22 protein-coding genes are annotated in these 26,643 nt (G+C 62.0%); 4 read left to right on the top strand and 18 right to left on the bottom strand.

Annotated features, from left to right (window positions below; all coding sequences use genetic code 11):
• Positions 1-2: 2 nt before the first annotated feature.
• From IZ6_RS08705 to IZ6_RS08665, 9 genes are all read right to left on the bottom strand, one after another.
• Positions 3-593: an OmpA family protein gene (locus IZ6_RS08705; RefSeq protein WP_222874679.1), complete on the bottom strand. Its 591-nt coding sequence runs from the start codon at positions 591-593 to the stop codon at positions 3-5.
• A gap of 29 nt (positions 594-622) precedes the next feature.
• Complete coding sequence (locus IZ6_RS08700; protein WP_222874678.1) at positions 623-1,045, bottom strand: hypothetical protein; 423 nt, start codon at positions 1,043-1,045, stop codon at positions 623-625.
• Positions 1,046-1,074: 29 nt separating this feature from the next.
• A complete protein-coding gene (locus IZ6_RS08695; protein ID WP_222874677.1) occupies positions 1,075-2,520 on the bottom strand; it encodes a TAXI family TRAP transporter solute-binding subunit in 1,446 nt (481 codons plus the stop codon).
• On the bottom strand, positions 2,517-3,701 hold the full coding sequence (gene gltS / locus IZ6_RS08690) for a sodium/glutamate symporter (protein WP_222874676.1): 1,185 nt from the start codon (positions 3,699-3,701) through the stop codon (positions 2,517-2,519). Before gltS ends, IZ6_RS08695 begins: the two co-directional genes overlap by 4 nt.
• 111 nt (positions 3,702-3,812) lie before the next feature.
• Positions 3,813-5,513 carry an aspartate:alanine exchanger family transporter gene (locus IZ6_RS08685; RefSeq protein WP_222874675.1) on the bottom strand — a complete coding sequence of 567 codons (1,701 nt, stop codon included), beginning with the start codon at positions 5,511-5,513 and terminating at the stop codon, positions 3,813-3,815.
• A 14-nt stretch (positions 5,514-5,527) separates the two neighbouring features.
• Positions 5,528-8,263, bottom strand: coding sequence for an aminotransferase class I/II-fold pyridoxal phosphate-dependent enzyme (locus IZ6_RS08680; RefSeq protein WP_222874674.1), 2,736 nt, complete (start codon positions 8,261-8,263; stop codon positions 5,528-5,530).
• A 253-nt stretch (positions 8,264-8,516) separates the two neighbouring features.
• A complete protein-coding gene (locus IZ6_RS08675) occupies positions 8,517-9,023 on the bottom strand; it encodes a hypothetical protein (RefSeq protein WP_222874673.1) in 507 nt (168 codons plus the stop codon).
• Between the two features lie 12 nt (positions 9,024-9,035).
• The gene (locus tag IZ6_RS08670; protein ID WP_222874672.1) at positions 9,036-10,217 is read right to left on the bottom strand and encodes a patatin-like phospholipase family protein; all 1,182 of its coding nucleotides are present in this window, start codon (positions 10,215-10,217) and stop codon (positions 9,036-9,038) included.
• 76 nt (positions 10,218-10,293) lie between these two features.
• Positions 10,294-10,956 carry a helix-turn-helix domain-containing protein gene (locus IZ6_RS08665; protein WP_222874671.1) on the bottom strand — a complete coding sequence of 221 codons (663 nt, stop codon included), beginning with the start codon at positions 10,954-10,956 and terminating at the stop codon, positions 10,294-10,296.
• Positions 10,957-11,294: 338 nt separating this feature from the next.
• Here IZ6_RS08665 and IZ6_RS08660 point away from each other — a divergent pair, with 338 nt between their 5' ends.
• From IZ6_RS08660 to IZ6_RS08650, 3 genes are all read left to right on the top strand, one after another.
• Positions 11,295-11,549 carry a hypothetical protein gene (locus IZ6_RS08660; protein WP_222874670.1) on the top strand — a complete coding sequence of 85 codons (255 nt, stop codon included), beginning with the start codon at positions 11,295-11,297 and terminating at the stop codon, positions 11,547-11,549.
• A 77-nt stretch (positions 11,550-11,626) separates the two neighbouring features.
• Positions 11,627-13,015, top strand: a complete 1,389-nt coding sequence (locus tag IZ6_RS08655) for a DUF3300 domain-containing protein (RefSeq protein ID WP_225874053.1) — start codon at positions 11,627-11,629, stop codon at positions 13,013-13,015.
• Positions 13,016-13,066: 51 nt separating this feature from the next.
• Positions 13,067-13,990, top strand: a complete 924-nt coding sequence (locus IZ6_RS08650; RefSeq protein WP_222874668.1) for a DUF2950 family protein — start codon at positions 13,067-13,069, stop codon at positions 13,988-13,990.
• Between the two features lie 72 nt (positions 13,991-14,062).
• On the opposite strand, the gene IZ6_RS08645 is transcribed toward IZ6_RS08650, so the two are convergent.
• A complete protein-coding gene (locus IZ6_RS08645; RefSeq protein WP_222874667.1) occupies positions 14,063-15,301 on the bottom strand; it encodes an HlyD family secretion protein in 1,239 nt (412 codons plus the stop codon).
• Positions 15,302-15,305: 4 nt separating this feature from the next.
• Complete coding sequence (locus tag IZ6_RS08640) at positions 15,306-15,731, bottom strand: hypothetical protein (RefSeq protein ID WP_222874666.1); 426 nt, start codon at positions 15,729-15,731, stop codon at positions 15,306-15,308.
• A 234-nt stretch (positions 15,732-15,965) separates the two neighbouring features.
• Between IZ6_RS08640 and IZ6_RS08635 the strand changes: the two genes are divergently transcribed.
• Positions 15,966-16,532, top strand: a complete 567-nt coding sequence (locus IZ6_RS08635; RefSeq protein ID WP_222874665.1) for an HdeD family acid-resistance protein — start codon at positions 15,966-15,968, stop codon at positions 16,530-16,532.
• A 3-nt stretch (positions 16,533-16,535) separates the two neighbouring features.
• Here the strand turns inward: IZ6_RS08635 and IZ6_RS08630 are convergent, their stop codons facing one another.
• The 7 genes from IZ6_RS08630 to IZ6_RS08600 form a co-directional block, all read right to left on the bottom strand.
• Positions 16,536-17,936, bottom strand: a complete 1,401-nt coding sequence (locus IZ6_RS08630) for a basic amino acid/polyamine antiporter (protein WP_222874664.1) — start codon at positions 17,934-17,936, stop codon at positions 16,536-16,538.
• A gap of 62 nt (positions 17,937-17,998) precedes the next feature.
• Positions 17,999-18,376 carry a hypothetical protein gene (locus IZ6_RS08625; RefSeq protein WP_222874663.1) on the bottom strand — a complete coding sequence of 126 codons (378 nt, stop codon included), beginning with the start codon at positions 18,374-18,376 and terminating at the stop codon, positions 17,999-18,001.
• Positions 18,373-19,620: an MFS transporter gene (locus IZ6_RS08620; protein WP_222874662.1), complete on the bottom strand. Its 1,248-nt coding sequence runs from the start codon at positions 19,618-19,620 to the stop codon at positions 18,373-18,375. Before IZ6_RS08620 ends, IZ6_RS08625 begins: the two co-directional genes overlap by 4 nt.
• The gene (locus tag IZ6_RS08615) at positions 19,617-22,700 is read right to left on the bottom strand and encodes an efflux RND transporter permease subunit (protein WP_222874661.1); all 3,084 of its coding nucleotides are present in this window, start codon (positions 22,698-22,700) and stop codon (positions 19,617-19,619) included. The genes IZ6_RS08620 and IZ6_RS08615 overlap by 4 nt, the downstream gene beginning before the upstream one ends.
• Complete coding sequence (locus IZ6_RS08610) at positions 22,697-23,770, bottom strand: efflux RND transporter periplasmic adaptor subunit (RefSeq protein ID WP_222874660.1); 1,074 nt, start codon at positions 23,768-23,770, stop codon at positions 22,697-22,699. The genes IZ6_RS08615 and IZ6_RS08610 overlap by 4 nt, the downstream gene beginning before the upstream one ends.
• A 23-nt stretch (positions 23,771-23,793) precedes the next feature.
• Positions 23,794-25,095 (bottom strand): arginine deiminase, encoded by a 1,302-nt coding sequence (arcA, locus tag IZ6_RS08605; protein WP_222874659.1) that lies wholly within the window; start codon positions 25,093-25,095, stop codon positions 23,794-23,796.
• Positions 25,096-25,106: 11 nt separating this feature from the next.
• The gene (locus tag IZ6_RS08600; protein ID WP_222874658.1) at positions 25,107-26,573 is read right to left on the bottom strand and encodes a basic amino acid/polyamine antiporter; all 1,467 of its coding nucleotides are present in this window, start codon (positions 26,571-26,573) and stop codon (positions 25,107-25,109) included.
• Positions 26,574-26,643: the final 70 nt, after the last annotated feature.

Genomic DNA, 26,643 nt, shown 5'->3' with positions numbered 1-26,643 from the left:
GCTTAGAGCGGCCCGAGATTGAGGATTTGGACCCTCCTGTTGACCGCGCCCTCCGGATCGCCCGGCACCCGGAGCTGCTCCTCGCCGAGGCCGAGCGCTCCGAGCCGGTCCGGCTCGATCCGGAATGTGGTGACCAGAGCCTCGACCACGGCGTTGGCGCGGCGCTGGCTGAGATCGAGATTGTATTCGCGTGTTCCCTTCCCGTCAGTATGGCCGGCGACCATGAAACGGTAGCCGAGCAGAACCGGATGGTGGAGCGCATCCGCAATGCGGGCGATCGTGGGGTAGGATTGCGGGCGGATGCGGTCGCTGTCGAAATCGAATTCGATGACGAGGGTGAGATTGGGAAGGCGCGCCAGTTCCTGCAGCACGGGCGGCGGGCTTGCGGCGTTCTCGGTACCTTTGCCCTCGGCGATTATGCGTTTGGTGATGTCCTGACGCAGAAGTTCGACATCGACGCCCGCCGCGTGCACGGCAGGGACACTGCCCCCGAGGCTTTGCAGGATCTCGCCATAAGAGACGGCCGATTGTGCCGAGACCGCCGACGGCAGGAGAAAGCCGCTCAGCGCCAGAAGAAGCGTGGAATTTTTCATCGTTCTTATCCCCCGAATAGAAAAGCGCTTCAGCGCCAGCCGGCATTGGTGATGGCCGTGTTGCATTCCTTTGAGACGTTGCGTGCGTTTTCTTCGCGCGTCAGGCAGCGCAGGATACGCCCCCGCCCCTCGCGAAAATTCTCGCACAGACGCTTCGCTTCGGATTTGCAGAGCTGCGGCACCGCGGCTTGCGCGGCCGCCCGCTTTTGCAGAAGCTCGTTTACCTCGTTGAGAGTCACCTTGCAGATGCCGGATACACCGGCATTGGCGGACAGGCAGTCCTGGATGCGGTTGCCGCCGAGCCGGACATCCTTGCAGTATTTGTCGACATCGGCGCCGCAGGCCGCGACCAATTTATCGATGGCCTCGCCATAGCTGATGGTCTGCGCCATGACCGGCGCAGCGACGGCGCAGAAGAGCATCGCCGCGATGAGCGTTTTCAGTTTCGGCATATCCCAGTCCCCATTTTTGACCTTTAAATTCAGCGTGGGCTTATGCCCGGAAGAGCAGCGGCCGCCGGATGCAGCGGCACGGGTATTCCGAGCCCGGCGGTTGCCGGCGTGACCATAAGAGACAGTGCATCGCGCTCGCGCGCGCCGACACGATTGAGAGCCGTCTCGCCGATGCGGCGCGCTTCGGCTTCGGTCAGGCTTGAATCGATCGCGAGCAATGCTGCGACGGCAACCGTCGACACGGTTTCCTTCTGGCCAGGATAAGCAAGGGCCGGAACTTGCATTGAGATGATGCCCTCCGGCTTCAGCCGTTCGCCGAGCGCGGGTTCGATCGGCAGAAGGCGCAAAGGCGCCGTGCCGAAGGCTTCAACGACAGGAAGAAAGGGGGCGGCGCCGACAAGGAACACCGCGTCGAGCTCTCCGGTTTTCAGCGCCGTCAGCGCCGCGCGCGGATCGAGCGTATCGGTGCCGGGCGGTTCGGTGACGGACACTTTCGCGGCTGACAACACGGTCGTTGCGGTTACGCGCGTGCCGGAGTTTGCGAGACCAAGTGAAACCTTGCGTCCCGACAGATCAGACAGTTTTTGGGCCCGATCATTGCCGCGCACGATGATATGCAATTGCTCGGGAAAGAGCGCCAGGAGTGCACGCAGCCCTTCATACGGGCCGGCCGTGGCGAAGGCACCCTTTCCGGCCGTGGCCAGGGCTGCGACATCAGCCTGTATGAAGGCGAGCTCGGCCGTGCGCTGACGCAGCAGAGCAACATTCTCGACACTGCCCGCTGTCGGCATGACCACGAGCCTGACGCCCTGCAGCTGAGCATCGGCGGCGAGAGATTTCGCCAGACGCTCGTAATTGCCGCCGGGCGGGCCGGCCGCAACGGGATAGCCCGCGGCAAGCCGCGCGAGACGAGCATTGACGTTACGAACGGCGCCTTCGAGTTCTTCCTCGACGATGCGCGAGCCGGTCGGCGAGGTATTGGATGGTGCGGCGCGCAGCGTGTCGCCGAGCGTGGCAAGAAGCCTCTCGGCGCCGGTGAGCTGGCCTGGCGGTCCTTCGACGCGCTTCTCCGACGGGCCAGGTACGGCCGCCGGAATCCAGGCGCCGCCGCTGTTCTTGTAAGGCAGCGTGCCGAACACGGTCAGACGGTCGCCGGTCTGATTGCCGCCCTGCGTCAGCCCGGCAATGCCTTTTGTTCCCGCTCCCATGATACCGGCGAGAAGCTGCGCATTCGGCCCGCCCCATTTTCCGAGATCGAGCGGCTGTTCGACCTTCAGCTGGGTTTTGAAAAAGACGGTTACACCATCGCCCGTCTCCATGCGGCCCTGACGGTCGAAGCTATCGACGGTCAGCATACGATCCGGAAATGCGCCGTTGAGCCGCTCCTCGATATCTTTCTGGACCTGTGCTGCATCGGGATTGCGGCCGCATGCAACCAGGAAAAGCGCCGGAAGAAGGAGTAGGAAGCGCTTCATGAAAACCACCGCATCGACAGGAAGCCGGCAAGGATTGCGGCATTGACGAGATCGATGAAGAAGGCGCCGGTCAGCGGCACGATGAGCCGCGCCTGGCGGCTTGGTCCGTGACGTGCCTCGAGAGCCTGCGTGATGGCAACAGCGGTTGCGGTCGAGCCCATGCAAAAGCCGATGACGCCGGCCGCCATCAGTGCCGCATCGTAATCGCGTCCCATGCCGGGAAAAGCGACGAATATTGCATAGGCCGCACAGGCGATCGTCTGTGCGATAAGTATCACCGCCAGCGGACCGACGAGATCGGCAAACTCCCAGAGACGCAACTGCATCATTGCAAGCGCCAGAAACAGGCCGAGCCCCATGCCGCCGAGAAGGTCGGTCGGACGCGAGCTCATGCGCCAGATACCGGCGATCTGGAATACATTGCGAAGGATCACCCCGGTCAGCAGCGCCCATACGAATGCCGGGAGTTTTACGACGGCATCGGCCATAAGCGATGCAAGCTGATCGCCGATCAGCATGCAGATCGTGATCGCCGCGAGTGCCGAGATGAGATGCGTGACGGTGATAATTTCAACTTCCGTCTTCTCCCTGCCTCTCCCGCGCGGCTTTTGACCCGACAGATTGAACCGCGTGATGATCGTATTGCCGACCGGACCGCCGGTAACGCCGCCGAGAATGAGGCCGAAGGTTGCCGCGGCCATCGCGATCGGCAACGCAGTCGTCAGATTGTAATTGGTGTCGAACAGGCTGGCATAGGCCGCGCCCGTGCCGTGACCGCCGACGAGCGTGATCGAGCCGACGATCAGACCCATGGTCGGCGGCAGATCGATCGCCCGCGCCGTGAAAATGCCGATGACGTTCTGCAGCGCAACGAAGGGCGCGAGCACGAGGAGATAGCGGATCAAAGTCAGGCCGCCGCGGCCGAGATCGCGAAAGTCCGCTGACAGCCCCACTGACGCGAAGAAGGCAAGAAGCAGCGGGCCGGACACCACGGGGTCGAAGCGAAGCTCAAATCCGGCGAAAGCCTGCGCGCCCCAGGCGGCAAGCGCGAAAATCAGACCGCCGGTAATCGGATCGGGGATCGCGTAACGCGACAGAAACGGAACCGAACGGTTGACCACAGTTCCGAGGAGCAGAACGCCCGCTGCGGCGAAGAGAGTTGCAACCGAAGTCAGGCTCATCGGCGATCCCGCGAAAAAATATCATCGTGCCGGTGGGCCGGGAGGGAAACGCCTCACCGGCACGATGACCGCAATGGGAGCGTGCCTGCTCCCTGTACGCTTACGTTCCTCTCAATGCGCCAAGGCCATGGCGATGTAACCGAACACCGTAAGCAACACGCCGGAGACTGCGTAGGCGACCGGGAAGCCGATCCATGGAACGTTCGACTGGATCTCCACTGCCGCCTCGCGGCATGGGCCGCTATGGCTGCGGGCGCCAGCTACGGCCCCCATGAGGATCGCGGGGTTGGTTCTGAACATGTACAGGCCGATCGCCCAGACGACGAAGGGCGGGATCGTGCAGGCGATGAAGCCGACGATGAAAATCTTCAGCGCAACGTCGCCGGTCAGCTGTGTGAGCAGCGAATTGCCGGCATTGATTCCGACGATGGCGATGAAAACGATGAGGCCGAGATCCTCGAGCACGTTGCGGGCAGCCGCCGGCGTATTGCCGAAGAAACGCAGCCGCGAGGAGATCGACGACACGATCACGCCCGCGACCAGAAGGCCGCCGGCATTGCCGAGGCCGACACTGGCGCCGAAGGCCGGAAACTGGATCTTGCCGATGAGGAAGCCCAGAATCATGCCCAACGACAAAGTCAGAAGATCGGTGGCCGTCGACGGGCGGATGACCCGGCCGAATGCGTTGCCGATGCTCGTGACAGCGCCTTTGAGGCCGACGACCGTCACGATGTCCATGCGTTGCAGCTTTGTATTGGTGCCGATCGGGATCGGCACGCCGGAACGTTCGAGGCCGACGACCTGTATCTGATCGGCGCCGGGAAGAGCGCGCCATTCCTCGCGCGTCTGCTTGAGGATTTCCTTGTTGGTAACGAGGATTTCGGCCCGATCGAGCGGCAGATCCAGGGCCGTCTTATCGGCGACTTCCGCGCCGATCAGGCCCATCTTCTCCGTCATGGCCGCGCGAGCGCCGCCAAGGGCGATGATATCGCCAAGCTTGAGCGGCATATCTTCGTCAGCGCCGTAGGCTTTGCCGTCACGCACGATATTGACAACCCGATATTCCGGATTTGCGTGCAGCATGTCGCGAATGGTCTTGCCGGACCACGACTTGTTTTCCAGTTTGTAGGCACGGAGAGCGCCCGGCGTCCAGCCGGAGAGATTGGCGGTGTCGCCGCTGGCGACGCCATGCTTCTTCTCATATTCCGCCGCAGTCTTACGGGCGTCGATACCCCACCATTTCGGCAGATATTTAACGATCAGGATGATGCCGACCGTGCCCCAGATATAGGTGATGCCGTAGGACAGCGCGATCATGGCGGTGACCTGTTCGGCCGTCGTTCCAGGCGGCAAGGTTACGATGCCATCAGACACCGCTTGTTCGGCCGAGCCAATGGCCGCCGACATGGTCTGCGAGCCGGCCAGGATGCCGCCTGCGGCACCAACAGGGAGATCGAAGAATATCGTGCCGGCAACACAGAGCGCCAGACCCAGTCCGGCGGCCACGAATGCCAGGAAAGTGAAACGCAAGCCGTCGCCGCCGAGACTGTTCACGAAAGACGGACCGACGCGCAGTCCGACACCGTACATAAAGAGGTAGTAGAACAGGAGTCGCGTGAAATTATTGAGTTCGAGCTTCACGCTGTAGGTCGACGCCCAGACCGAAAGGCCGGCGCCGACCACGATCGCCGCGGCGACCATGCCCAAACCGTAGCCGGCAACTGTGAAGCGTCCAACCCAAACCGAGAGGCCCACGGTCACAAAGAGCAGTACGTATGGATTTGCCGCCAGAAAATCGAAAATCGCTTGCATGGTCGTGTCCCCCTTTACGCTGCGGTGCGGCGCGCTTTGGCGGCCGGCGTGTCTGCCTTGAGTAGTTTCAGGCCGCGCGCGCTCTCGTAGCCGTGGATTTCCTTCACATCGAGTTTGCGCATGAAATCGATGGTTTCTTTCGTGATCACCTGCCCCGGAACCATGATCGGGAAGCCAGGCGGATACGGGATAACGAAATTCGCCGACACCATATCGGGGCCCTCCTTGAGACGCCGGTCGATATCCGGACTTCTCAGCGGGATGTATTCACAGAACTCGGCTTTGTAGGCGCCGTAAAATGCGGTCCGCATATCGCCTTCCGCCGTCTTCTTTCCGGCATCCTTGCGGAAGCTCTCGTGGAAATGGCTGAAGTTCGGAAGGTCCGGAACATCGGTCATCAGCGACTTGACCCTTGCGGCGAAAGCCTGCCGCGCGGCTTCGCCGCCATTGGCAAGCCGGTCTTCGATATCGGTGCTGATTTCGAGCAGTACGCGGATCAGATGCGCGACATCGCTGCGGGTGTTGTTGATGTTCGACTGCAGCAGGACGCTGTTGCGCGACGTCTTGTTGAGCTGGATGCTGTATTTGTCGGCGAGCAGCCCCTTGAACTGGGTGCCGTCGAACCCGGCGCTGCCGCAGACAACCGTCATGCGGGTGAAATCGAGGCAGAACTCGTCCTCACGCGCGCTTCTCAGGAAGTCGCCCCAGGTGGTGCCGGGAGTCAGCGCGTCGACAAAGCCCGCCGATCTGTACTCGGCCGGCACCATTTCGGGCGCGCCGAGAACTTTGAAATAGCGCGAGATCACCGGATGGCTGTTGACCTCGCGTCTGATATCGAGCGCGATCTCGATGGCGTTCTGAACCAGGCCGTAGCCCTCAAGCTCCATTTGCCGGCGCGCGACATCAAGGCTGGCGATGAGCTGCTGGTTCGGGCTGGTCGAGGCGTGTGTGAAGATGGCTTCGTGGAACTGCGCTTCGACGTTATGAAAATCGACATCCTTGACGAGGACCATCGAGCCCTGCCGGATCGCCGACATGGATTTATGGGTCGAGTTCGTCTGATAGACCCGCAGGCGAACCTTCCTCGGATCCGGGATAAGCCGTGTGGCGAGAAGCTTCTCGCGCGACGGCTTGTCGCCGAGCTCCTTCTGCTGCTTCTCATAGGCCTGAAGCGAGGCGGGATCGCGCAGCCATTTCTCGATGGCCTCTGCGCCGCCCATGGCGGTGCGCGGGCGCAGGAAAGGCGACCAGCGCGCAAAGGCAAACCAGGCCTCGTCCCACAGGAAAACGACATCAGGCTTGATGGCGAGGCATTCTTCCATCACGCGGCGCGTATTGTAGATGTGGCCGTCGAATGTGCAGTTGGTGAGATCGACGATGCGCAGCTTGTCGAGCCGCCCCTCCTCCTTCAGATCGAGCAGCGCGGATTTGATCGTTTTCAGCGGCACCGCGCCATACATCGAATATTCCGTCATCGGGAATGCATCGACGTAAAGCGGCTGACCGCCGGCGAGCACGAGGCCGTAATGGTGCGATTTGTGGCAGTTGCGGTCGAGGATGACGATGTCGCCCGGCGCGACCAGCGCCTGATGCACCATCTTGTTGCTGGTTGAGGTTCCGTTGGTGACGAAGAAGACATGGTCGGCGCCGAACGCGCGTGCCGCCATCTCCTGCGCTTTTTTAATGTTGCCGGTCGGCTCGAGAAGACTATCGAGACCGCCGGTCGTGGCCGAGCTTTCGGCCAGGAACAGGTTGATGCCGTAGAACTCTCCCATATCGCGGATCCAGTCGGATTTGAAAACCGACTTGCCGCGCGCGATCGGCAGAGCGTGGAATGTACCGACCGGACGTCGCGCATAGCGCTTCAGATTGTCGAAGAACGGCGTCTCGTAACGGGCGCGGACTCCCTCAAGAACCGAAAGGTGCAGTTCGAGCGGCTCTTCTATTTGGTAGAAGACGCGGCGGATGGCGCTCGCCCGCACATCGCCGGCCGTCTTTTCAACCGCACGGTCCGACAGAAGATAGATATCAAGTTCCGGCCTTATGCTCTTGATGCCGTCGGCAAGAAACAGTGACAGTTCTCCCCGCTCGTCGGCGGCGGCCGCAAGCCCGGTTGCCTCCAGCACGCTGCGCAGAACGGGCGCGTCATGGCGCGAGCGCTGACCGAAACCGTCATAGATGATGACGGCTGCAAGGTCGGGATTGACGATGGCCGCGCAGACGGCGTCTTCGAGGCTTCCGACAAACACCGGCTCGTAGATGAATTCGTCTTCCGGACGGCGCAGGCGGCGGAACTCGCCGGCCATATGCTGCCAGCGCGCCGCGGGTGCCGGCGAGACAACGAGAACTTCGAAATATGGGCGATGTGCCTCGCCGCGACCGAGGGTGGGCGGCAGGCGGTCGGCGGGCGTGTTCGCCACATCCTCCGATGTCTCCCATTCGGCAGGGTCGTGCTTGTAGTCGCGCGTGATAATCGCCGAGGAAATATTGCGCGCGAGCGATGTGAAGCCTTGCGCGGCATCGGCCGCCAGTCTGTCCCGGAGCGCCGACATCAGGCGGATGCCGGGATAGGCGTGAAATTCCTCCATCACTGCAAGTTCGCCGAGAGCGGCCTCGACCGCCTTGCGGTCGCCCTTCCCTGTTTCCCAGCGTTGCGCGAGGCCGACGAGATCGCGCCAGCTGTCTGCGCGCGCCGATGGCATGGAGAAGAACCGGTCGATGCGCGCAGGCGCACGGCTTGTCTGAGTCATCGCAAGGTCCCCTTTTCGGTTTCGGGAAAGGCGCAGGCGGCGCAGAGGCGCGCGCTTGGCCATCGGGAAAGGAAATTCACGCGCGGCCGGAAACAGCTTTCAGCCAGCGGGCTGCTGCGGTGAGAGGGCGCCAAGTGCTTGAATAAAATTCGCGACATGGGTTCGGGCCACCACGTGACCTGAGGACCCTAGAGGCGCTGTGCGGGGTGTTTTTGATCTAGATCAAAAGTTGCAAGTGGCGGTATTGACGGCGTCAGCCCGTATGGCCGTCGGAACCGTGCTCGAGGGCATGGCCCAGCCGCTCGATCCATTTCGAAAAACAGTAGATCGTGAAAAGGACTGCGACGAAAACAAGGAGCGCGCGGGGGCGGATATCGAGTTCCTCGAACCGCACAAGCACGACAATCGAGAACAAGGCGCCCGCGAGCATAAAGCTAATGCGGCTTAAGAAGAGCACGAAGCTGGCGAAGAAGACGTTCTTGCGGATGGCGAAAGGCGGCGGTGCATCCAGCACCGACCAGAAGGCAATCTGGATCACCGAGATCGACACAAGAATGACGATGAGATCCTCCAGCGAGGCCCCCGTCTGGTGCATATAGATATGCCGGTAGACGGTACGGCCCTTCCAGAAGGTCGCGGCCGCAGCAATGAGCATGATGACAGACGCCGAAGCGTAGATCGCCCGCTCGCGAGCGCGTTGATCGGACGTATCGGCTTTGCCGGAGCGGACCGCGCTTTTGCGGGCTTTGCCTTTCGCCATGCTCTCCGGTCCTCAGGATCTGCCCATCCCGGGCGGCGTGCTTTGCCACGGTATGCCGGTACGGCCCCGATCGAGCCCGAAGCGATAGAGCGCGCCCATATAGGCGGTGTCGAAAGGCTGTTCGAGCTTGTGGCTGAATTCTGCCGGAATCAGAACGAGCTGGAAGTTCAGGCCGTCGCGTTTCGATGTGGCGTAGATGCGGTAAAGATCGCCGACGCCTTGCGTACGGATCAGGACCGAGGTCGAGCGGCTGCCCAACGCAAGGGCGCTTGCCTTCGTTATCTGGAAATCCGGCTTCTCCTTCGAATTGCGGATCACATAGAGATTGACCTTGCGGCCGTGGATGAAGCGCGAAAGGCCAAGCTCCGGCGGATAGGCGAAGACCTGATTGACGACACCGCCGTCGACGTGAAGTTCGGTGACCTTCCTGCCGTCGGCGACCGTCTCGAATTTGACCGGCGGAAACATTCCGGGGATCGCCGCCGACGCAAGAAGGATTTTCTGGAAGAGTTCGACGCGGTTCGGCAATCCGCTATTGGCAATTGCGCCGATATCCCAGATCACCGGCCGGCCGAGATCGATATTCGTCGTACCGATCAGCAGCCGCCTTCCCTTGCGGTGTTCTTCGCCGATGGCGGCGAGCAGATCCGCATTGGCATAACGCTGGATCGTCTTCAGCAGCGGGCCGGTATCGGCCAGGCTCTCGCCGCCGAGCAGGCCGGCGACGACGCGTTTCTTGAAGACCTGGGAAGCGTCGGTCTTCGTATAGACCTCCATCAACTGACGGTCGTAAGCCGGACCCATAAAGGCGAAAGGCGCGGCCAGCGCGCCTGTCGAAATCCCGGTGACCATATCGAATTGCGGACGATCGCCTTTTTCGCTCCAGCCATTGAGAAGCCCGGCGCCATAGGCGCCGTCTTCCGCGCCGCCGGAGATCGCCAGAATGCTGAGCGAGCGGGTTTTGCTGCCATTGGCATCCCAGGCTGCGCGGATCGTCTTCGCGCGTTCCTCCATATTGGGCGGCGCCTCATCGCCCCAATAACGGATGTTCTCATAGCCGGGGAATGTCGCGGCGACGGCCGCGTCTTTGCTGAACGCCTCGCGCACCGGGCCGGACGCGCAGCCGCCAAGCGCCGGAAGCGCTGCGACCACGCAGGCGACCAGAATATGCGGCCCTATCCCCCTGCGGACCATCCCGCGCTCCCTACCCCGCGGTGCATGGGTTTTGCCCAAGTTTCCCGCGCGGCTTCCACCATTTGTATACGCGCCGCTACATACCCGCCAGTGCGGCGAGCTTCTCCCGGCTGTTGACCCGGATCTTGCGGGAGGACGGAAGATCGATGGCATGTGTGCGCTCGAGCTGGGCCAGAACGCGAGAGACGGTTTCGACCGTCAGGCCGAGATAATCGGCAATATCGGACCGGCACATAGGTATCGCGACGGCCTCTCCCCCCGGGTTGATCTCCAATTGCAGAAGGAAGGACGCAACTTTCTCCGAAGCACTCTTGCGGCCAAGCAGCATCATCTGTTCGCGCGCCCGCGCCAGCGTCTGATAGGACCACATCAGAAGTTCGCGTGCGACGGCCGGATCGTTTTGCAAAAGCGTGTCGATCAGCGAGCGCTTCATGACAAGTATTTTCGTGTCGGCGACGGCTTCGGCGGAAAGCTCGTAGTTTATGCCGAGTTCCATGCTGAAAACGTCGCCGTGGAAGTGAAATCCCTCGACCTGCCGGCGTCCGTCGGGAAGAACACGGAATGTGCGTACGACACCGGAAATGATGCGATAGCCGTAAATAGCCGGCTCGCCCTCGCCATGGATTTCTTCACCTGCCGCATAGGTGACGTGAATGCCGGGAACCGCGCTGGCGACTAAATCCAGCGAACGCGTAGACCGGGCGGCAACAGAGATTGCCTGATCGCATGCAACTGACATACGCGCCTCCAAACGAAAGGCACCGTCTACTTCAGCGTTCGAAGAGCCTGCAAAGGCTCCAAATTCCGACCTTACCTATACGGGAAATGTTGCAGTTTGAAAACCGAAGATTGTGCGTTTCAAACGAATTCCGCTTCACTCATTTTAGTCAAACGAGGCTTCGCCCCCCAAGCCGTTATCACCTAAAGGGGATTACGGCCTTCATCGATCAGCTTCCCTTTTGATCTAGATCAAATTCGCTGTTGAGAATTGTTCCAGACTGCCGAAATGGCCGCGCCGGAGCGGCATTTCGTTCAAGCTCGGCAATGAAACCGGTGCGGCTCCGAGGGAGGCCCGGCATGCGCGGAATAAGACGCTCAAGGCGCGATATCGTCATAACCTTTGTCGGCATGGCCGTGGTCGTGGGGCTCGTTGCCTTCGGCGTCAGTGCCGTCAATCATTTCCCGCATCTCTATGAAGATTTCACCGCCTGGAAGTGGCGCATCGTCCTTGCCATGACGATCCTGCCTTTCACGATCCTTGGGATCGGATGTGTCGCATTTTTTGTTCTCGGCCGGCTGATCGGCCCGCGCGATCGCGGGCCGATCTCTTGATCTAGATCAAAACCGTCTGCCTCCCGCGATGCTTCAGTTTCAACCTGGCTCTCGTGTCGGGAGGAACGGCTTTGCGCGTGCTTTACCTCGCTGTTGCAGCAACCTTCGTCTTGTTCCTCTCCGGAACCGCCCACGCCCAAGACACGGCCGCGGCCCCGGCTTCACCTGAAGCCGTCGTCGAAAGCGAACTCAAATCGGCCGAGGAACTCGAAGTCATCGTCGCGCCGATCGCGCTCTATCCTGACGATCTCGTCGGTATGGTTCTGGCGAGTGCACTCTATCCGCTGCAGGTCGTGCAGGCGCAGCGTTTCCTCGATCAGGCGGCGACGAAAAAAGATTTGCAGCCGAATAAGAGTTGGGACGGCAGCATCATTTCGCTGCTGAACTATCCGGACATCGTCAAAATGATGAATGACGATCTCGCCTGGACCGAAGAACTCGGAACCGCCGTCACCAACCAGCAAAAGGATGTGCTCACCGCAATCCAGCAGCTGCGTGACAAAGCCCTCGCCGCCGGCGCCATCAAATCCGATGACAAGGTCATCGTCGAAAACACCAACAATACCGTCGTTATCAAATCGGCGAAGGAAGAGGTCACCTACGTTCCGCAATACGATCCGAACGCGCTGCTTGCGCCGGGCTATGTGGCGACGCAGCCGATCTATTACGGCGACCCCTACCCGTCCTACTACTACCCCTATGTTCCGTATTGGCCCGGCTTCATCGCCGGCGCGGTCTGGGGATCCTGGATCGACTGGAACGATGGAGGCTGCTGGGGCGGCGATGTCGATATCGATATCGGCGACATCAATATCGACCGCGACAAATGGCAGAACCGCGATCGCGTCGACCATCGCAACTTCGATCGTGGCAAGGACAATCTCAAATTCGATCGCAACGATGTGTCGAACAAGCTGAAGGATCGCTCCACCAACAGGCTCGACAAGAAGCCCGATACCGGCATCCGCAATGCGCGAGAGAACGCGCGGCCGAGCGCCGGAACACGCGATGTGCGCCGCGATGTGCAGCAAGGGCTACAGCGTCCGGACGGCAAGCCCGGTATCGCCGACCGTCCCGGTGCAGGACAGGCAGGACGCCCCGGCGGTCCCGATCGTGTCGGTCAGGGCGGCGCAGGTCAGCAGCGCCCTGGTGCGGGCGCAGGTCCGGCGCAACGCCCCGCGGCCGCACAAAGGCCGGCAGCAAAACGGGGGCCTGCAAAGAAAGCGCAGGCGCAGCGCCCGAGCGCCAAACCTGCGGCGCGCGTGGACTCGCGGCCACGTCAACCTTCGGCGCTTGGCGATTATGGTGGCGGTCAGCGTACGCACCAGGCCTCGCAGCGCGGCCGCGTGAGCTATAGCGGCGGCGGTGGCGGTGGTGGGCGCGGCTTCAGCGGTGGTGGCGGCGGCGGCCCGCGCTTCTCCGGCGGCGGGCGCGGCGGTGGCGGACGCGGCGGCGGACGCCGTTGAGATTTCGGAATGCAGGCTGAGATGCTGATCGGATTTGGAAGGACACTCGCAATGAAACGGTTTCTTTTCTCTTCGGCCCTGGTCACGACGCTCTGCATGACGCCGGCCTTCGCCGAACCGGAGATCGCAAAGTATATCGGCGGTGAACCGCAGGCCTTTGCCGAGCCCTCCGAAGCCGTCGATGTTTTCCGCAAGGAACTCGCAGCCAAGAATGTCCCGGGTCTCGCCAAGCTCATCGGCCTCAATCCGGATGAGATCGGCAAATCGGACGATTTCGACTCGCGCCTTGACGAATTGCAGGGTGCAGCCTCCGAACGCCTGCAAATCGTCGAAGACGGGCCCGACAAGCGCATCATCAATCTCGGCGATCTGATCTGGCCCTTCCCCTTCCCGCTGGTGAAGGGCGATGACGGCAAATGGTCGTTCGACACCAATGCCGGTCTTGAAGAAATTCTTGACCGCCGCATCGGCGAGAACGAGCTCGAAGCGCTCGACACGATGACGAATTACGTCGTCGCGCAGACGCTTTATCACGATACCGACTGGGACGAAGACGGTGTCCACGAATATGCCCAGACGCTGCGCAGCTCGCCCGGCAAGATGGATGGGCTCTACTGGCCCGCCGAAGAGCATGACGGCGTGGAGAGCCCCGTCGGCCCTTTCATCGATGAAGAGAAAGCGCTCAGCGCCAAGGACTCGCCTACCGGCTATTTCGGCTACCGCTATCGCGTCCTGACAAAGCAGGGCGACAACATTGCCGGCGGCGCCTACGACTATGTCATCAACGGCAATATGATCGCGGGCTTCGCCCTCATCGCAACGCCGGCAAAGTATGGCGAGACCGGCATCATGACCTTCATGATCAGCAATGAAGGCAGCATTTATGAAAAGGATCTCGGCGAAGACAGCGAAGCCGCTGCCGCCAAGATCGACACCTTCAATCCCGACAAGGATTGGGAGCTCGTCGCGGACTGATCTTCAGCGCTTTTGTCGGTAGGATTTGCGGCGGCTCTTGAGGCCGCCGCTTCGTATTGCGTGCGCGTGGCTTTAGTGACCGCCGCTGAGCACCAGCGTCCGGATCGGCAGCACCAGCGCCTGGATGCGCAGGATCAGCGCATGGACGACCGCCGTGGCGTCAACGCCGTGCAGAACGATTCCGTAAAAGAAGCCCGCCTCACCTGACGCGATGAAGTCGTGATTGCTCGAATAGGCGTTGGCGATGCAGCTTGAGCCGGGAATGACGCCGTCGAGCCCGCCCGGATAGAGCGGCTCCATATTGACGAGCAGCGTGCCGGGTTTTGCGACCTGCTGTGCTTCGATGAGTTGCTCACCGCCGCGGAACTGGCCGGCGGCGATGAAATCCTGAACGCTGGTCACGACCATCGGAATGACGGTCCAGGGTTTGGAGATGCAGGTGATCTCCGCGACCATGCCGGGCTTCATGATCTGCCCTTCGATCTGGCCGAAGCCGGCCTGGACGGCCCAGCGGCCGGCGCCTTTGGGAATGAGAATGCCCGCGGGGCGCATCATTGGATTGACGACATCCCCGATCCGCAGCAGGAACTGCTCGACCCGCCCGTCGACGCCGGCGCGGATGATGCTCTTGGCGATATCGGTTTCGGCTTCCGCGAGAGCCGCTTCCGCGCTCGCCTTCTGCGCCGGCAGCAGCGTCGATATCCGCAGCTCGGCCGAGTCCTTCGCTGCCCTTGCGGAAGCGACGGCGCCCTTCTGGCCCTCGACACGCACCTGCAGCCGCTCGATTTCGCGCGCGGCAACCGTCGCCGCATTGCGGCTCATCAGTTCCTGCTTGGTCTCAAGCTCGTCGAGCGCCTGTTTGTAGGCGCTCTCCGCCTGCTGGATCTGACCTTCGGCGCCGACCACTTCGGCGCGCGCGGCGATGAGCGCGGCTTCCACTTCGGCAATCTTGCGGCGCGCCGTTTCGGCCGCGGCTTCCTGCTCGCTGCTGTCGAGGCGGAACAGAGGCTGGCCCTGTTTAACGTCCTGGCTGAAGCCGGACACATTGACTTCGACGACGCGGCCGATCCGCTCCGGCACCAGCGGCACGGTCCGGAACATCACCGTCGCATTGGTCGTCGACGGGTGATTGTAGAAGATCACCGTGATGAGCAGAACGGTCAGGATGAGGCACAGCGTGATGCCCCAGCGCAGCTCGTACCAGACCGAGTAGAGCGTGATCTCATAGCCGATGCGTCTGCCCTGCGCATATCTCCGGTAGAGATAGTCGGGGAGAATGGTCAGCATCGAGCAGAGAAGAAGCTCCAGCATGGCTCTATTTCCCCTTCGCCGGCGCGGGTTTCTCCGCTGTAGCGCCATGCGTTCGCTCGTGCGGGTCTTCGATGGTCCCTTCCTCGATACCGACGAGTTTTTCACTGGCGCGAGCAATCCGCCGTAGCGGCGACAGGAAATCGGGGATTTCGATCAGCGCGAGGAAGAGGCCGATCACCCAGAAAATGTGCTGATGGGTGAACAGAGCAAGAAGACCCAGCACCGCAACAATCTCGAATTGGAGCTTGTGCGTCCGGTGGGCGATCCGTTCGGGCAGTGTATGCAGGGTTAGAAAGAGAACGCCCACCCCGATCACCGCCGCCAGCAGTATGAACGCCGTAACGACCATCAATATGTCGCTATGGCCCGGCTCAACGAGGAAGGCCGGCAGATGGTGCGGTGCGGCGGGGTGAATCTGTTCCGAGGCCATGGCGCGTTGTCGCCCATAATGTCCAGTGAGACTTGATCTATGTCAAAACCGGCTCATTCCTCTCCGGCGGCCCATTGATAGATTTGAGGTTTTTGAAAGGTGACCGACGTCTCCGCGAAAGTGGGCGCTCGATTTGGCTCAAATGCGGGCTGTTCATGGGGCGTATTGACTATCGCCGGAGCGGGTTCATGATCCTCTGGAACCGGCACTTATCGCCGATGACGGAGGTTCATCATGACGGCTCCGGTCTATTCCCCTGCTCCCAGCGTCTCCCAATCCGTGCGTGCCAATTGGGGCTGGTTTCTTATTCTCGGCATCGCGCTGACGATTGCCGGCGCGTTCGCCATTCTCCTGCCGGTCTATTCGACGCTGGCGACCAGCCTCTTCCTCGGCGTCATTCTGATCGTCGCCGGCATCTTCCAGATCTTCCATGCCTTTCGCGTCAAGACATGGCACGGCTTCTTCTGGGATCTGGCCATCGGCATTGTCCAGATCGTCGGCGGCGCTATTATCTATATGAACCCGTTTGCCGGGGCGATCACGATCACCGCGCTGATTGCGGGCGTGTTCCTCGCGCAAGGCGTGACGCAGCTTCTTCTGGCCTTCAAAGTGCGCCCGCATGACGGCTGGGTGTGGCTGCTGAGCTCGGGGCTTCTGGCGCTGATCATCGCCTTTATGCTGTTCGCGCGCTTTCCGGCGTCCAGCCTGACGACGCCGGGCGTTCTTGCCGGCATCTCGATCCTGTTTTCGGGATTGAGCTACATCATGATCGCGCTGGCAGCGCGCAAGAAAGCCGCCTGACGCTCAGACGACAATGGTGCGGCTCGCGAGACCGTAGACCGCAAAGCCCGCGCCGATGACCAGCAAAATGAAAAAGCCGGCCTCCGCAAGTGTGAATGCGGGCTTTTTCTGTTCGCGCCGCGCGATGATGAACAGAGGCGTTCCGAGCGCATAGACGATCGACGACAGAAGGAGAAATTTCAGCCCGCCCGCATAGATCAGCCCCGCGGCATAGATGGTCGCGAGCCCGGCCTGCATGAGATCGCGATGGCGCTGTTCCTTCGAGCCATAGTCCTCACCGCTCCAGGCGAGTTTCAGCCCGTAAGCGGCCACCAGAAAATACGGGATAAGGATCATCGATCCGGTGAGCTTCAGTGCAAAGAGAAAGGCCTCTTCGGTGAAGAAGGTCAGGATCAGGATGCACTGGATCAATCCGTTGGTGAACCAGACGGCGGCGGCCGGCACCTTGTTGCGGTTTTCGCGGCTCAGGAAGCGCGGCATCAGTTCGGCTTTGGAGGACGACCACACGACTTCTGCTGCCAGCAGCGACCAGGCGATATAGGCGCCGGAGACCGAGACGATCAGCGCGATGCCGACAAACCAGGCGCCCCAGCTTCCGACTGCCGCCTGCATGACGCCCGCCATTGACGGGTTACGCAATGTCGCGAGTTCGGGCCGTGCAAGAATTCCGTAGGACAAAAGCGTGATCATCACCATCAGCGTCAGGACGCTGAGAAAGCCTACGACCGTTGCGATGCCGACATCGCGGCGGTTTCTGGCATAGCGCGAATAGACGCTCGCGCCCTCGACGCCGACAAAGACGAAGGTCATCACCAGCATCGTGCCGCGGATCTGGTTGAAGAGGCCTCCGGCATCGCTTGCCTCGCCGCGCCAGTCGGCGGAAAAGAGGTCTGCGTCGAAAGCAAAAATCACGACGAGAATGAACGTGACGATGGCCGCGATCTTCGCGACGGTGACGACCGTGTTGACGGACGCCGCCTGTTTGATCCCGTGCAGCACGAGGATATGCACAAGCCAGAGCAGAATGGATGAGACGAAAATGGCCTCAAGCGTATTGCCATGGCCAAACGCCGGGATCAGTGCGCCGAGCGTCGATTTGACGACGATGAAATACGAAACGTCGCCAAGGCAGCAAACGGTCCAGTAGCCGAGCGCCGACAGAAACCCGGCATACTCGCCGAACCCGGCGCGCACATAAGCGGAAATGCCGCTGTCGAGTTCGGGCTTCCGCCGCGAGAGAGTCTGGAAGACGAGCGCGATCATCAGCATGCCCGCGCCGGCAATGCACCAGGCGAGGATCGCGCCCAAAGGGCCGGTCGTGCGGCCGAACGCCTGCGGCAGCGAGAAGATGCCGGAACCGATCATCGAGCCGATGACGAACGCCGTCAGCGTGAAGACCGACATCTTCGACGGGTCCTGCGCCGCGCGGACCTTCGCGCGGCGCAGTTTCGGGGACGGGCTCCGGGTCAGTACCAGCCTCCGGCCATGAACACCCAGTCGCCGCCGCGCAGCATCCAGCGCGCGCCGCGCCAGCGCCCGCCCGGCCGTGCCCGGACCCAGCGGCCCGGCACCCAGACATAGTCCCAGCGCCATTCATCCCACATCCAATAGCCGGGCACCCAGAACCAGCCCGAGCGCGGCGGCGGACGTCGCTCACGGCGGGCAGCAGGAGGCCGGCGATTGGGGCGGCGGCGCCGTTCGCGATTGCGGTTTCCGGAGCCGGGCCGCCCTCCCGATCCGTCGCCCGGCGGACGTGCGGGCTGTGCCGCGGCGTCGAGCGTCGCGGCGAACGGGAGCAAGGCACATGCAGCAATGAGGTGCAGAAGCGAGCGTCTGCCGATCATCTTGTCCTCCTGTCAGTGTTTTGTGCGGCGGGAACCAGACCATCGCCCGGCGGCCAGAGCCGGAGTGCGAGGATCACGGAGAAAGCGGCGATCAAGCCGAGCGTCGTGAAGGCGGCGGCGACGGAGATTTCAGCGCCGATCCATCCGGCCAGCGGATAGGCGGCCAGAAGACACAGATGAAACAGCGCGAACTGCGTTGCGTAGAGAAGATGCCGGTCCCCTTCCCGGCTCGAGCGGCAAATCAGAACGCCGGCCGGTGTTTGCGCCAGTGCGCATCCCACCCCTAGGAAAAACCAGACAGGCTGCAGCGCCACAAAACCTGAAACACCGAGCCCGGCAAAAAGACCGGCTCCCGCGACAAGGCCGCCAGCCATCATCATAAGCCGGTCGTCGGCCCGTTCGATGAGAGAGATGAACAGGAGTGCACCGGTGACAGAGCCCGCGCCGAACACGGTCAGCGCGAAAGCGACGGCTCGCTCGTTCAAACCGAACTCGCCCTGAACGATGACGACGGTATTGACGATGACCATGGCCGTTGCGGCCGCAACCGCGATATTGAGCGCCGTCAGACCTCGCAGGCGCGGCACCGCGAGGAACATGCGAAGCCCGTGCGCCGCCCGCTGCCACCGCCCGCCTCTTACTCTGTGCGTCGCTTCGGGCAGGTTTAGCCACACGATGATGGCGGCGGACAGAAGAAATCCGGCGACCGCCGAAACGAAAAGGCCGAACAGGCTGACGAACAGAAGTAGGAGCCCGGCGATCAGCGGGCTTGCGACATTTTCGAGTTCGACCGCGAGACGTGAAAGCGACAGCGCCCGCGCATATTCGCGGCGATCCTGCAGGAGATCGGGGATCAGTGCCTGAAACACCGGTGTGAACGTCGCCGACGCGGCCTGAAAGACGAAGATCAGAAGATAGATTTCCCAGACGCGCGTGACGAAAGGCAGAGAAAGAGCGACCCCGGCGCGGATGAGATCGAGCGCAACGAGTGTTGCGCGGCGCGGCAGCCGTTCGGCGAACACCGAGGCCAAAGGCGTCACGACGACATAGGCCATCATCTTGATCGACAGCGCGGTTCCCAGAACCGCGCCGGCATTGTCGCCCGCAAGATCATAGGCCAGCAGCGCTAGGCCGACGGTCGCAATACCGGTTCCGAGCAGTGCGAGCACCTGCCCGGCGAGAAGTCGATAATAGACGGCCTTCGCCGCCGAGATTTTCCGCTGTGAGACGGCGGCGGTTCTCATGTCGGCACACCGCTCTTCGGCGTCCGGCGTCCCGCGCCGGAAGGCACGGGAGACGGCTTTTCGCGAACGGTTGCCACATAAAGGGTCGGCAGAAGAACGAGCGTCAGCAGCGAGGCGACGAGAAGCCCGCCCATGATCGCAAAGGCCATCGGCCCCCAGAACACTGTTGGGGCGATTGGCATCATGCCGAGAACGGTTGAGCCGGCCGTCAGAAGGATCGGCCGTGCACGGGAGCTTGCGGCCGCAACCACCGCATCCCAGATCGAAAGCCCTGCCTCCCGCTCCGCTTCGATCTGCGTCAGCAGGATCACGGCATTTTTCGCGACCATGCCGAGCAGCGACAGGATGCCGAGAATGGCGACGAAGCCGAGCGGCCGGTTGAAGAGCAGCAATGCCGCGACGACGCCGATGATCGCGAGCGGCACGACGGCCAGTACGAGAGCGACGCGGTGAAAGCTCTTGAGGTGAAACATCAGGACGGTCAGCGTGATCAGCAGCATCACCGGCACGACCGCCATCACCGAGGCGCTCGATTGCGCGCTCTCTTCGGCGATGCCGCCGAGTTCGATCCCATATCCCGCAGGAAGCTCTTTACGCAGCGCCGAGAGGGCCGGTTCGAGATCGGTCACCGCCTGCTCCGGCAGAGCGCCGGCTTCGACATCGGCACGCACGGTCAGGGTCGGTATGCGGTCGCGCCGCCAGACCAGCGGCAGCTCCTGGCCGTATTCGAAACGCGCAAACTGGCTGAGCGCGACGGTTCGGCCGCTTGGCAAGGGAACCTGGAGATTGCGCAGCGTTTCGACCGAGACGCGCTGTTCGTCGGTCGCGCGCGCGATCACATCGACGAGATAGATATCGTCGCGTACCTGCGTGATCGTTGTGCCGGATACCGCCGCGTTCAGCGCCGCCGCAAGACTTGCGGAGCTGAGACCCAGATTGCGGGCCTGATCCTGATCGATCTGAACTTTGAGTTGCCGCTTCGGCTCCATCCAGTCGAAATTGATGTTGCGCGTGTCGGCATGGTTCGCGATGGCCTGCGAAACCTTGAGTGCAATCGTCCGCACCTCATTCGTATCCGGTCCCGAAACACGGTATTGCACCGGCCAGCCGACCGGCGGCCCGAGTTCCAGCGGATAAACGCGCGCTATTGCTTCAGGGAATGTCTCCGCCAGCAGGGTCTCAAGCTTCTTGTGCAGCCGGTCCCGTCCTTCGACGCTTTTGGCGATAACGACGGTCTGCGAGAAGAAATCGTTGGGAAGCTGCACATTGAGCGGCAGATAAAAGCGGATGGCGCCGCGGCCGACATATCCGCTCCAGCGCTCGACATCCGGGTCGGAGCGCAAAATCTCATCGAGACGCTTTGCGGCATCGTCGCTGGCAAAGATCGAGGCGCTTTGCGGCAGCGTCAGATCGATCATGAGATCGGGGCGGTCGGACGCCGGAAAGAACTGCCGCGGCACAAAGCGCACGGCGAACAGCGATGCGGCGAGCGCCAGGATCGTGATGCCGACGGTCAGCCAGCGCCAGCGCATTGCCGTCGTCACAAGCGGCACATAAACGCGTTCGAGCAGCCCGGCCTTCCCGCTCGACTGTTTCGGCGGTTTGATGATCGCCATGCCGAGAAGCGGCGCGAAAATGACGGCGACGAACCAGGAGACGACGAGGGCGATGGCGACGACGGCGAAGATCGAGAATGTGTATTCGCCGGCCGAGCTCTGCGCGAAACCGATCGGCACGAAACCGGCAATCGTGATCAGCGTGCCGGCCAGCATCGGCTTTGCAAGCGCGCCATAGGCATAGGTCGCCGCGGCCTGCTTGCTGTCTCCGGCGGACAGGCGGCGCATCATGGCATCGACCGTCGTCATCGCATCGTCGACCAGCAGAGTGAGAGCAATAATCAGCGCGCCGAGCGAAACGCGGTGCAGATCGATGTTCACGATCTGCATGATCGCAAAGACGATGGTGAGCGTCAGGGGAATGGCCAGTGCAACGACCGCGCCCGGGCGTGCGCCGAGGCTGACAAAGCTGCAGACGATGATGATGGCGATGGCCTGCCAGAGCGAAGCCATGAACTCGCCGATGGCGGTATCGACGGTGACAGCTTGATCGGCGACGAGCACGGGCTCGATGCCGACGGGAAGATCGGCGGTGATCTCGGTCATGGCGTTTTTGATGTTGCGGCCGAGCTGCAGGATGTCGCCGGAATCCCGCATCGCTATGGCGATGCCGATAGCCTCCTGTCCGTTGACGCGGAACAGCGGCTGCGGCGGATCGGCATAGCCGCGCCGGACGGTGGCGATGTCGCTGAGGCGCACGAGCCGCCCGCCCGCAGCTATATTGACCGCGCCGACATCTTCCGCCGTCTCGAATGCGCCGGAAACGCGCAGAGACAATCGCTCGTGGCCCGTCTCGATGGCCCCGGCAGGACGGACGACATTCTGCGCCTGCAATGTTGCGATCAGCGCCGGATAATCGAGCCCGAGCGCTGCGATACGCTCGGTCGAAAATTCGATGAATATCTGCTCGTCCTGCGCGCCGATGATCTCGATCTTCGAGACATCCTCCACCTGCAGCATGCGGGAGCGGATGTTTTCCGCATAATCTCGCAGTTCGCGATGGGTGAAGCCGTCGGCAGTGATGCCGTAGATGATGCCGAACGTATCGCCGAAATCGTCGTTGAAGCCAGGGCCGACAACTCCTTGAGGGAGTGTGTGCCGGATATCGCCGACGCGCTTTCGGACATCGTACCAGAGATCGGGAACCTCGCGGGCCGGCGTCGAGCCAAGAAGATCGACAAAGATCGTCGTGACGCCGGGTTTGGTGTAGCTCCGTATGCGATCGATACTGGGTGTTTCCTGCACCGCCCGCTCAATGCGTTCCGTCACCTGTTCCAGCGTGTCGTCGAGCGTTGCGCCCGGCCAGGCCGCCTGCACCACCATGCTGCGGAAGGTGAAGGCCGGGTCTTCGGCGCGGCCGAGCCGCGAGAAAGCAAGGCCGCCGGCAAGGACGGCGGCGATCATAAGATAAATCACCAGCGACGGACGCCGGATCGACCACTCCGACAGATTGGGGCCGATCATGACCCGGCCTCGAGCAGCCGCACCTTCTGGCCCGGCCGCAGCGCCTGAACGCCGGCAGTGACGACAATCTCCCCGGCCTCAAGCCCGCTGGCGATGAGTATGCGCGCCTGATCGAACTCGGCGATCTCGATAGGCCTAAGCGCCGTTGTGCTGCCCTGCGGATCGACCACCCAGACGGCGGGCTGCCCGTTGAGGCTCGTCAATGCGGTGGCCGGAATGGCGATCCCGGCATCGCGCTCCGTCTGCATGCGTCCGCTGACCGTCGCGCCGAGCCGCATCTGGGCCGGAGGCTCGGACAGGCCGACCCGCACCTCAAATGTGCCCGTCGCGCGGTCCGCACGCGGCGAGACCTCGCGCACCCGGCCCGTGGTTTTCACGCTCGGGTCCATGGTCAGCGAGACGTCGATGACAGGATTGGCCGGCGCCTGGTCCTTGATCTGCGGCGGCACGTCGAACACCGCATCGCGCCCATCGGTGCGGGCGATCTGCACGATCATCTGCCCTGCCCGTACGACCTCGCCGGGTTCGGCGCCGCGCGCGACCACGACGCCTTCTGCATCGGCATAAAGCGTCGCAAAGCCGAGATGATCTTCGGCGATGCTCAATTGCGCATGCGCCGCGTCGAGCTGGGATTGCGTCGTCTGGCGGACCTGGGCGGCCTGATCGTAGCGCGCCTGTGCGATCCAGCCGCCGGAGAGAAGCTGCTGCTGTCTGTCGTAGTCGCCGCGGGCTTCCGCCGCCTTACCGGCTGCCGCGGCGACCTGCGCCCGCGCGGAGCGGACGGCATTCTCTTCGTTCTGCGGATCGAGACGCGCGATCGCCTGCCCCGCTTTGACCGCATCGCCGATATTGACAAGGCGTTCCACCATGCGGCCGTCGATGCGGAACGAGAGGCTGACTTCGGTTTGCGCTTGAACCGTTCCCGTGAGAGCGATGATGCGCCCGTTTTCGCCGCTCTTGACCGTCATGACCCGCACCGGCCGCGCTTCGGCGGCGGGAGGCGCCTCGGCGGAATCGCAGCCCGACAGGATCAGTGTCCCGCAGACGGCGATCAACGCGCGCAGCATCATGGTCGGACCGCCGTGAGGCTCTCCTAGTAGTCGACCGCTTCTCGGATGATCGGACAGGTCATGCAATGGCCGCCGCCGCGGCCGCGGCCGAGCTCTGCGCCGACGATGGAGATGACTTCAACACCCTGTTGCCGCAGCAGCGTGTTCGAATAGGTGTTGCGGTCATAGGCGAAGACAACGCCCGGTGCGACGGCGACGTAATTATTGCCGCTGTCCCATTGCTGGCGTTCGGTCGCATAGGAATCGCCGCCGGTTTCGACGACGCGAAGCTTTTTCAGCTTCAGTGCCTCGGCTACGACATCGAGGAACGGCTTCTTCTCGACGGTGACTTCAACTCCGTTGGAGCCTTTGCCGGGGCGCAGCGAGATCGCGTGGATCGAATAGACGATCGGCGGATAGGCCGAGACGAGATCGCGATCGCAGAACGTGAAAACCGTATCGAGATGCATGGCCGCGCGCAGTTTCGGCATTGCCGCGATGATGACGTGTTTGATCTGGCCTCTGCTCTTCTCAAAAAGGGTCGCGGCCAGCTGGGTTATGCCCTGACGCGAGGTACGTTCGCTCATGCCGATGATGACGACGCCATTGCCGGGCACGAGAACGTCGCCGCCTTCGACCGTCGCCGAGCCCCAATTCTTGTCGGGATCGCCCCACCACACATTCACCTTGCCGGCGAAATCGGGATGGAATTTGTAGATCGAAGTGGTGAGTAACGTCTCTTCGCGCCGCACCGGCCAATAGAGCGGGTTCAGCGACACGCCACCATAGATCCAGCAGGTCGTGTCGCGGGTGTAGAGCGTGTTCGGCAGCGGCGGCAGCAGATATTCCCGCGCGCCGGTCGATTCCTGCACCATGGACAGATATTTCGACTGATATTTCTTGGGTATTTCGGTCGCCGAAAGTCCGCCGATCATGCATTCGGCAAGCTCGCGCGGTTTCAGGCTGTCGAGATATCCGCGAACATCCTCGACCAGTCCCAGGCCGACCTCGTTGGCGACGATCTGCCGATCGAGAAGCCATTTCTTCGCTTCGGGGATGGCGAGCGTTTCGGCAAGCGCGGTATGCATTTCGACGACATCGACACCGCGTTCGCGCATTTTGGTGATGAAGTCGAAATGGTCGCGCTTGGCGTTCTGAACCCACAGCACGTCATCGAACAGAAGCTCGTCGCAATTGGTCGGTGTCAGGCGCGTATGGGCAAGGCCCGGTGCACAGACGAGAACCTTTTTGAGGACGCCAACCTCCGAATGCACGCCGAAGGCGGATGTTTTGGCCGCTGCTTTCGCGCCGGATTTCGGCTTCTCGAGTACCGCCGATTTGCCCATGAAAGCCTCCCTCAGATCGTGATGTATCCGGTCGCAAGGCCGTGTATGCCGACGCCGCAGCCGATCATGGTGACGATGAAGATGAAGAGTTCGAGCGGTGTGAAGAGCGATTTGCCCTGCTCGCGCCGCGCCCAGACATAGAGAATGGTCCCGGGGCCGTAGAGAATGGCCGACAGGACGAGGAATTTCATGCCGGCCGCATAGATCAAAAACAGCGTGTAGATCAACGCAATGCCTGCGAAGATCATATCGCGCGTCTTTTCATGCGGCCGTGTCGTGTAGGTCTCGCCGCGCTTGGTCAGAAGCAGCCCGTAGGCCGCGACGAGCAGGAACGGGATCAGCGCCATCACGCTTGTAAGGTTCAGCATCAGCGAGAAGGCATCGTTCGACCAATAGGTGCTGATGACAAAAATCTGGACGATGATATTGGTCATCCAGAGCGCCGCCGCCGGAACTCTGTTCTCGTTCGTCGTCGCGAAAACCTTCGGCATATCCCTGTTCTTCGCAGCGACCGAGAGAACCTCGGCGCAGATCAGCGACCAGGCGAGATAGGCGCCGAGAACCGACACCAGAAGGCCGACGCTGACAAACACCGCGCCCCACGGCCCGACGACCGCTTCCAGCACCGCCGCCATGGACGGCTGACGCATACCGGCAATCTCCGGCCGTTCCAGCACCCCGTAAGGCAGAAGCGTCACGAGAACCATCAGCGTCGTCACGCCGAGGAAGCCGACAATGGTGGCAACGCCGACATGCGAGCGCTTTTGTGCGAGACGCGAATAGACGCTCGCGCCTTCGATGCCGAGAAAGACGAAGACGGTGACCAGCATGGTCGCCCGCACCTGATCGAACAGGCTCGCTTCCGGCATGCCCGTGCCGCCCCAGAAATTGGCGCGGAACAGATCGAATTTGAAGGCGAAGAAGAGGATCAGGATGAAAGTGAGGATCGGCAGGATTTTTGCGACGGTGACGACCGTGTTGATGAAGGCCGCCTGCTCGATGCCGCGCAGGATCATGAAGTGAAAGGTCCAGATGCCGATGGACGCGACAATGATCGCGGCGATCGTATTGCCGTCGCCGAACACCGGAAAGAAAGCGCCGAGCGTCGATTTGATCAGAACCCAGTATGAGACGTTGCCGATGCAGCTGCCGACCCAATAGCCGAGTGCCGACAGGAAACCCGGATAGTCTCCAAACCCCGCTTTGGCGTAAGCGTAGACACCGGCATCGAGTTTCGGTTTGCGCTCGGCGAGCGACTGGAAGACGCGCGCTAAAGTGTACATGCCGCCGGCGGCGATGCACCAGGCGATGATGGCGCCGAACGGGCCTGTCGCGTTGCCGAACGTGCGCGGCAGCGAGAAGATGCCCGATCCGACCATGGATCCGACAACCATCGCAATGAGAATGGGAAGGGTTAGCTTTTTGGCGGCTGTAGAACTTGGGGTCGCAGCTGCTACGTCGACGGAGGGAGACGCCATGCGCAACTCCACTTCTCAGAAAGACGTACGGACCTTACTCCCAAAGGTAGAGATGACAAGCCGGTGCTAG

This window comes from Terrihabitans soli, assembly GCF_014191545.1.
Classification (GTDB): Bacteria; Pseudomonadota; Alphaproteobacteria; order Rhizobiales; family Methylopilaceae; genus Flaviflagellibacter; species Flaviflagellibacter soli.
The sequence above is the reverse complement of the archived record's forward strand: the minus strand, read 5'-3'. Positions and strand labels throughout refer to the sequence as shown.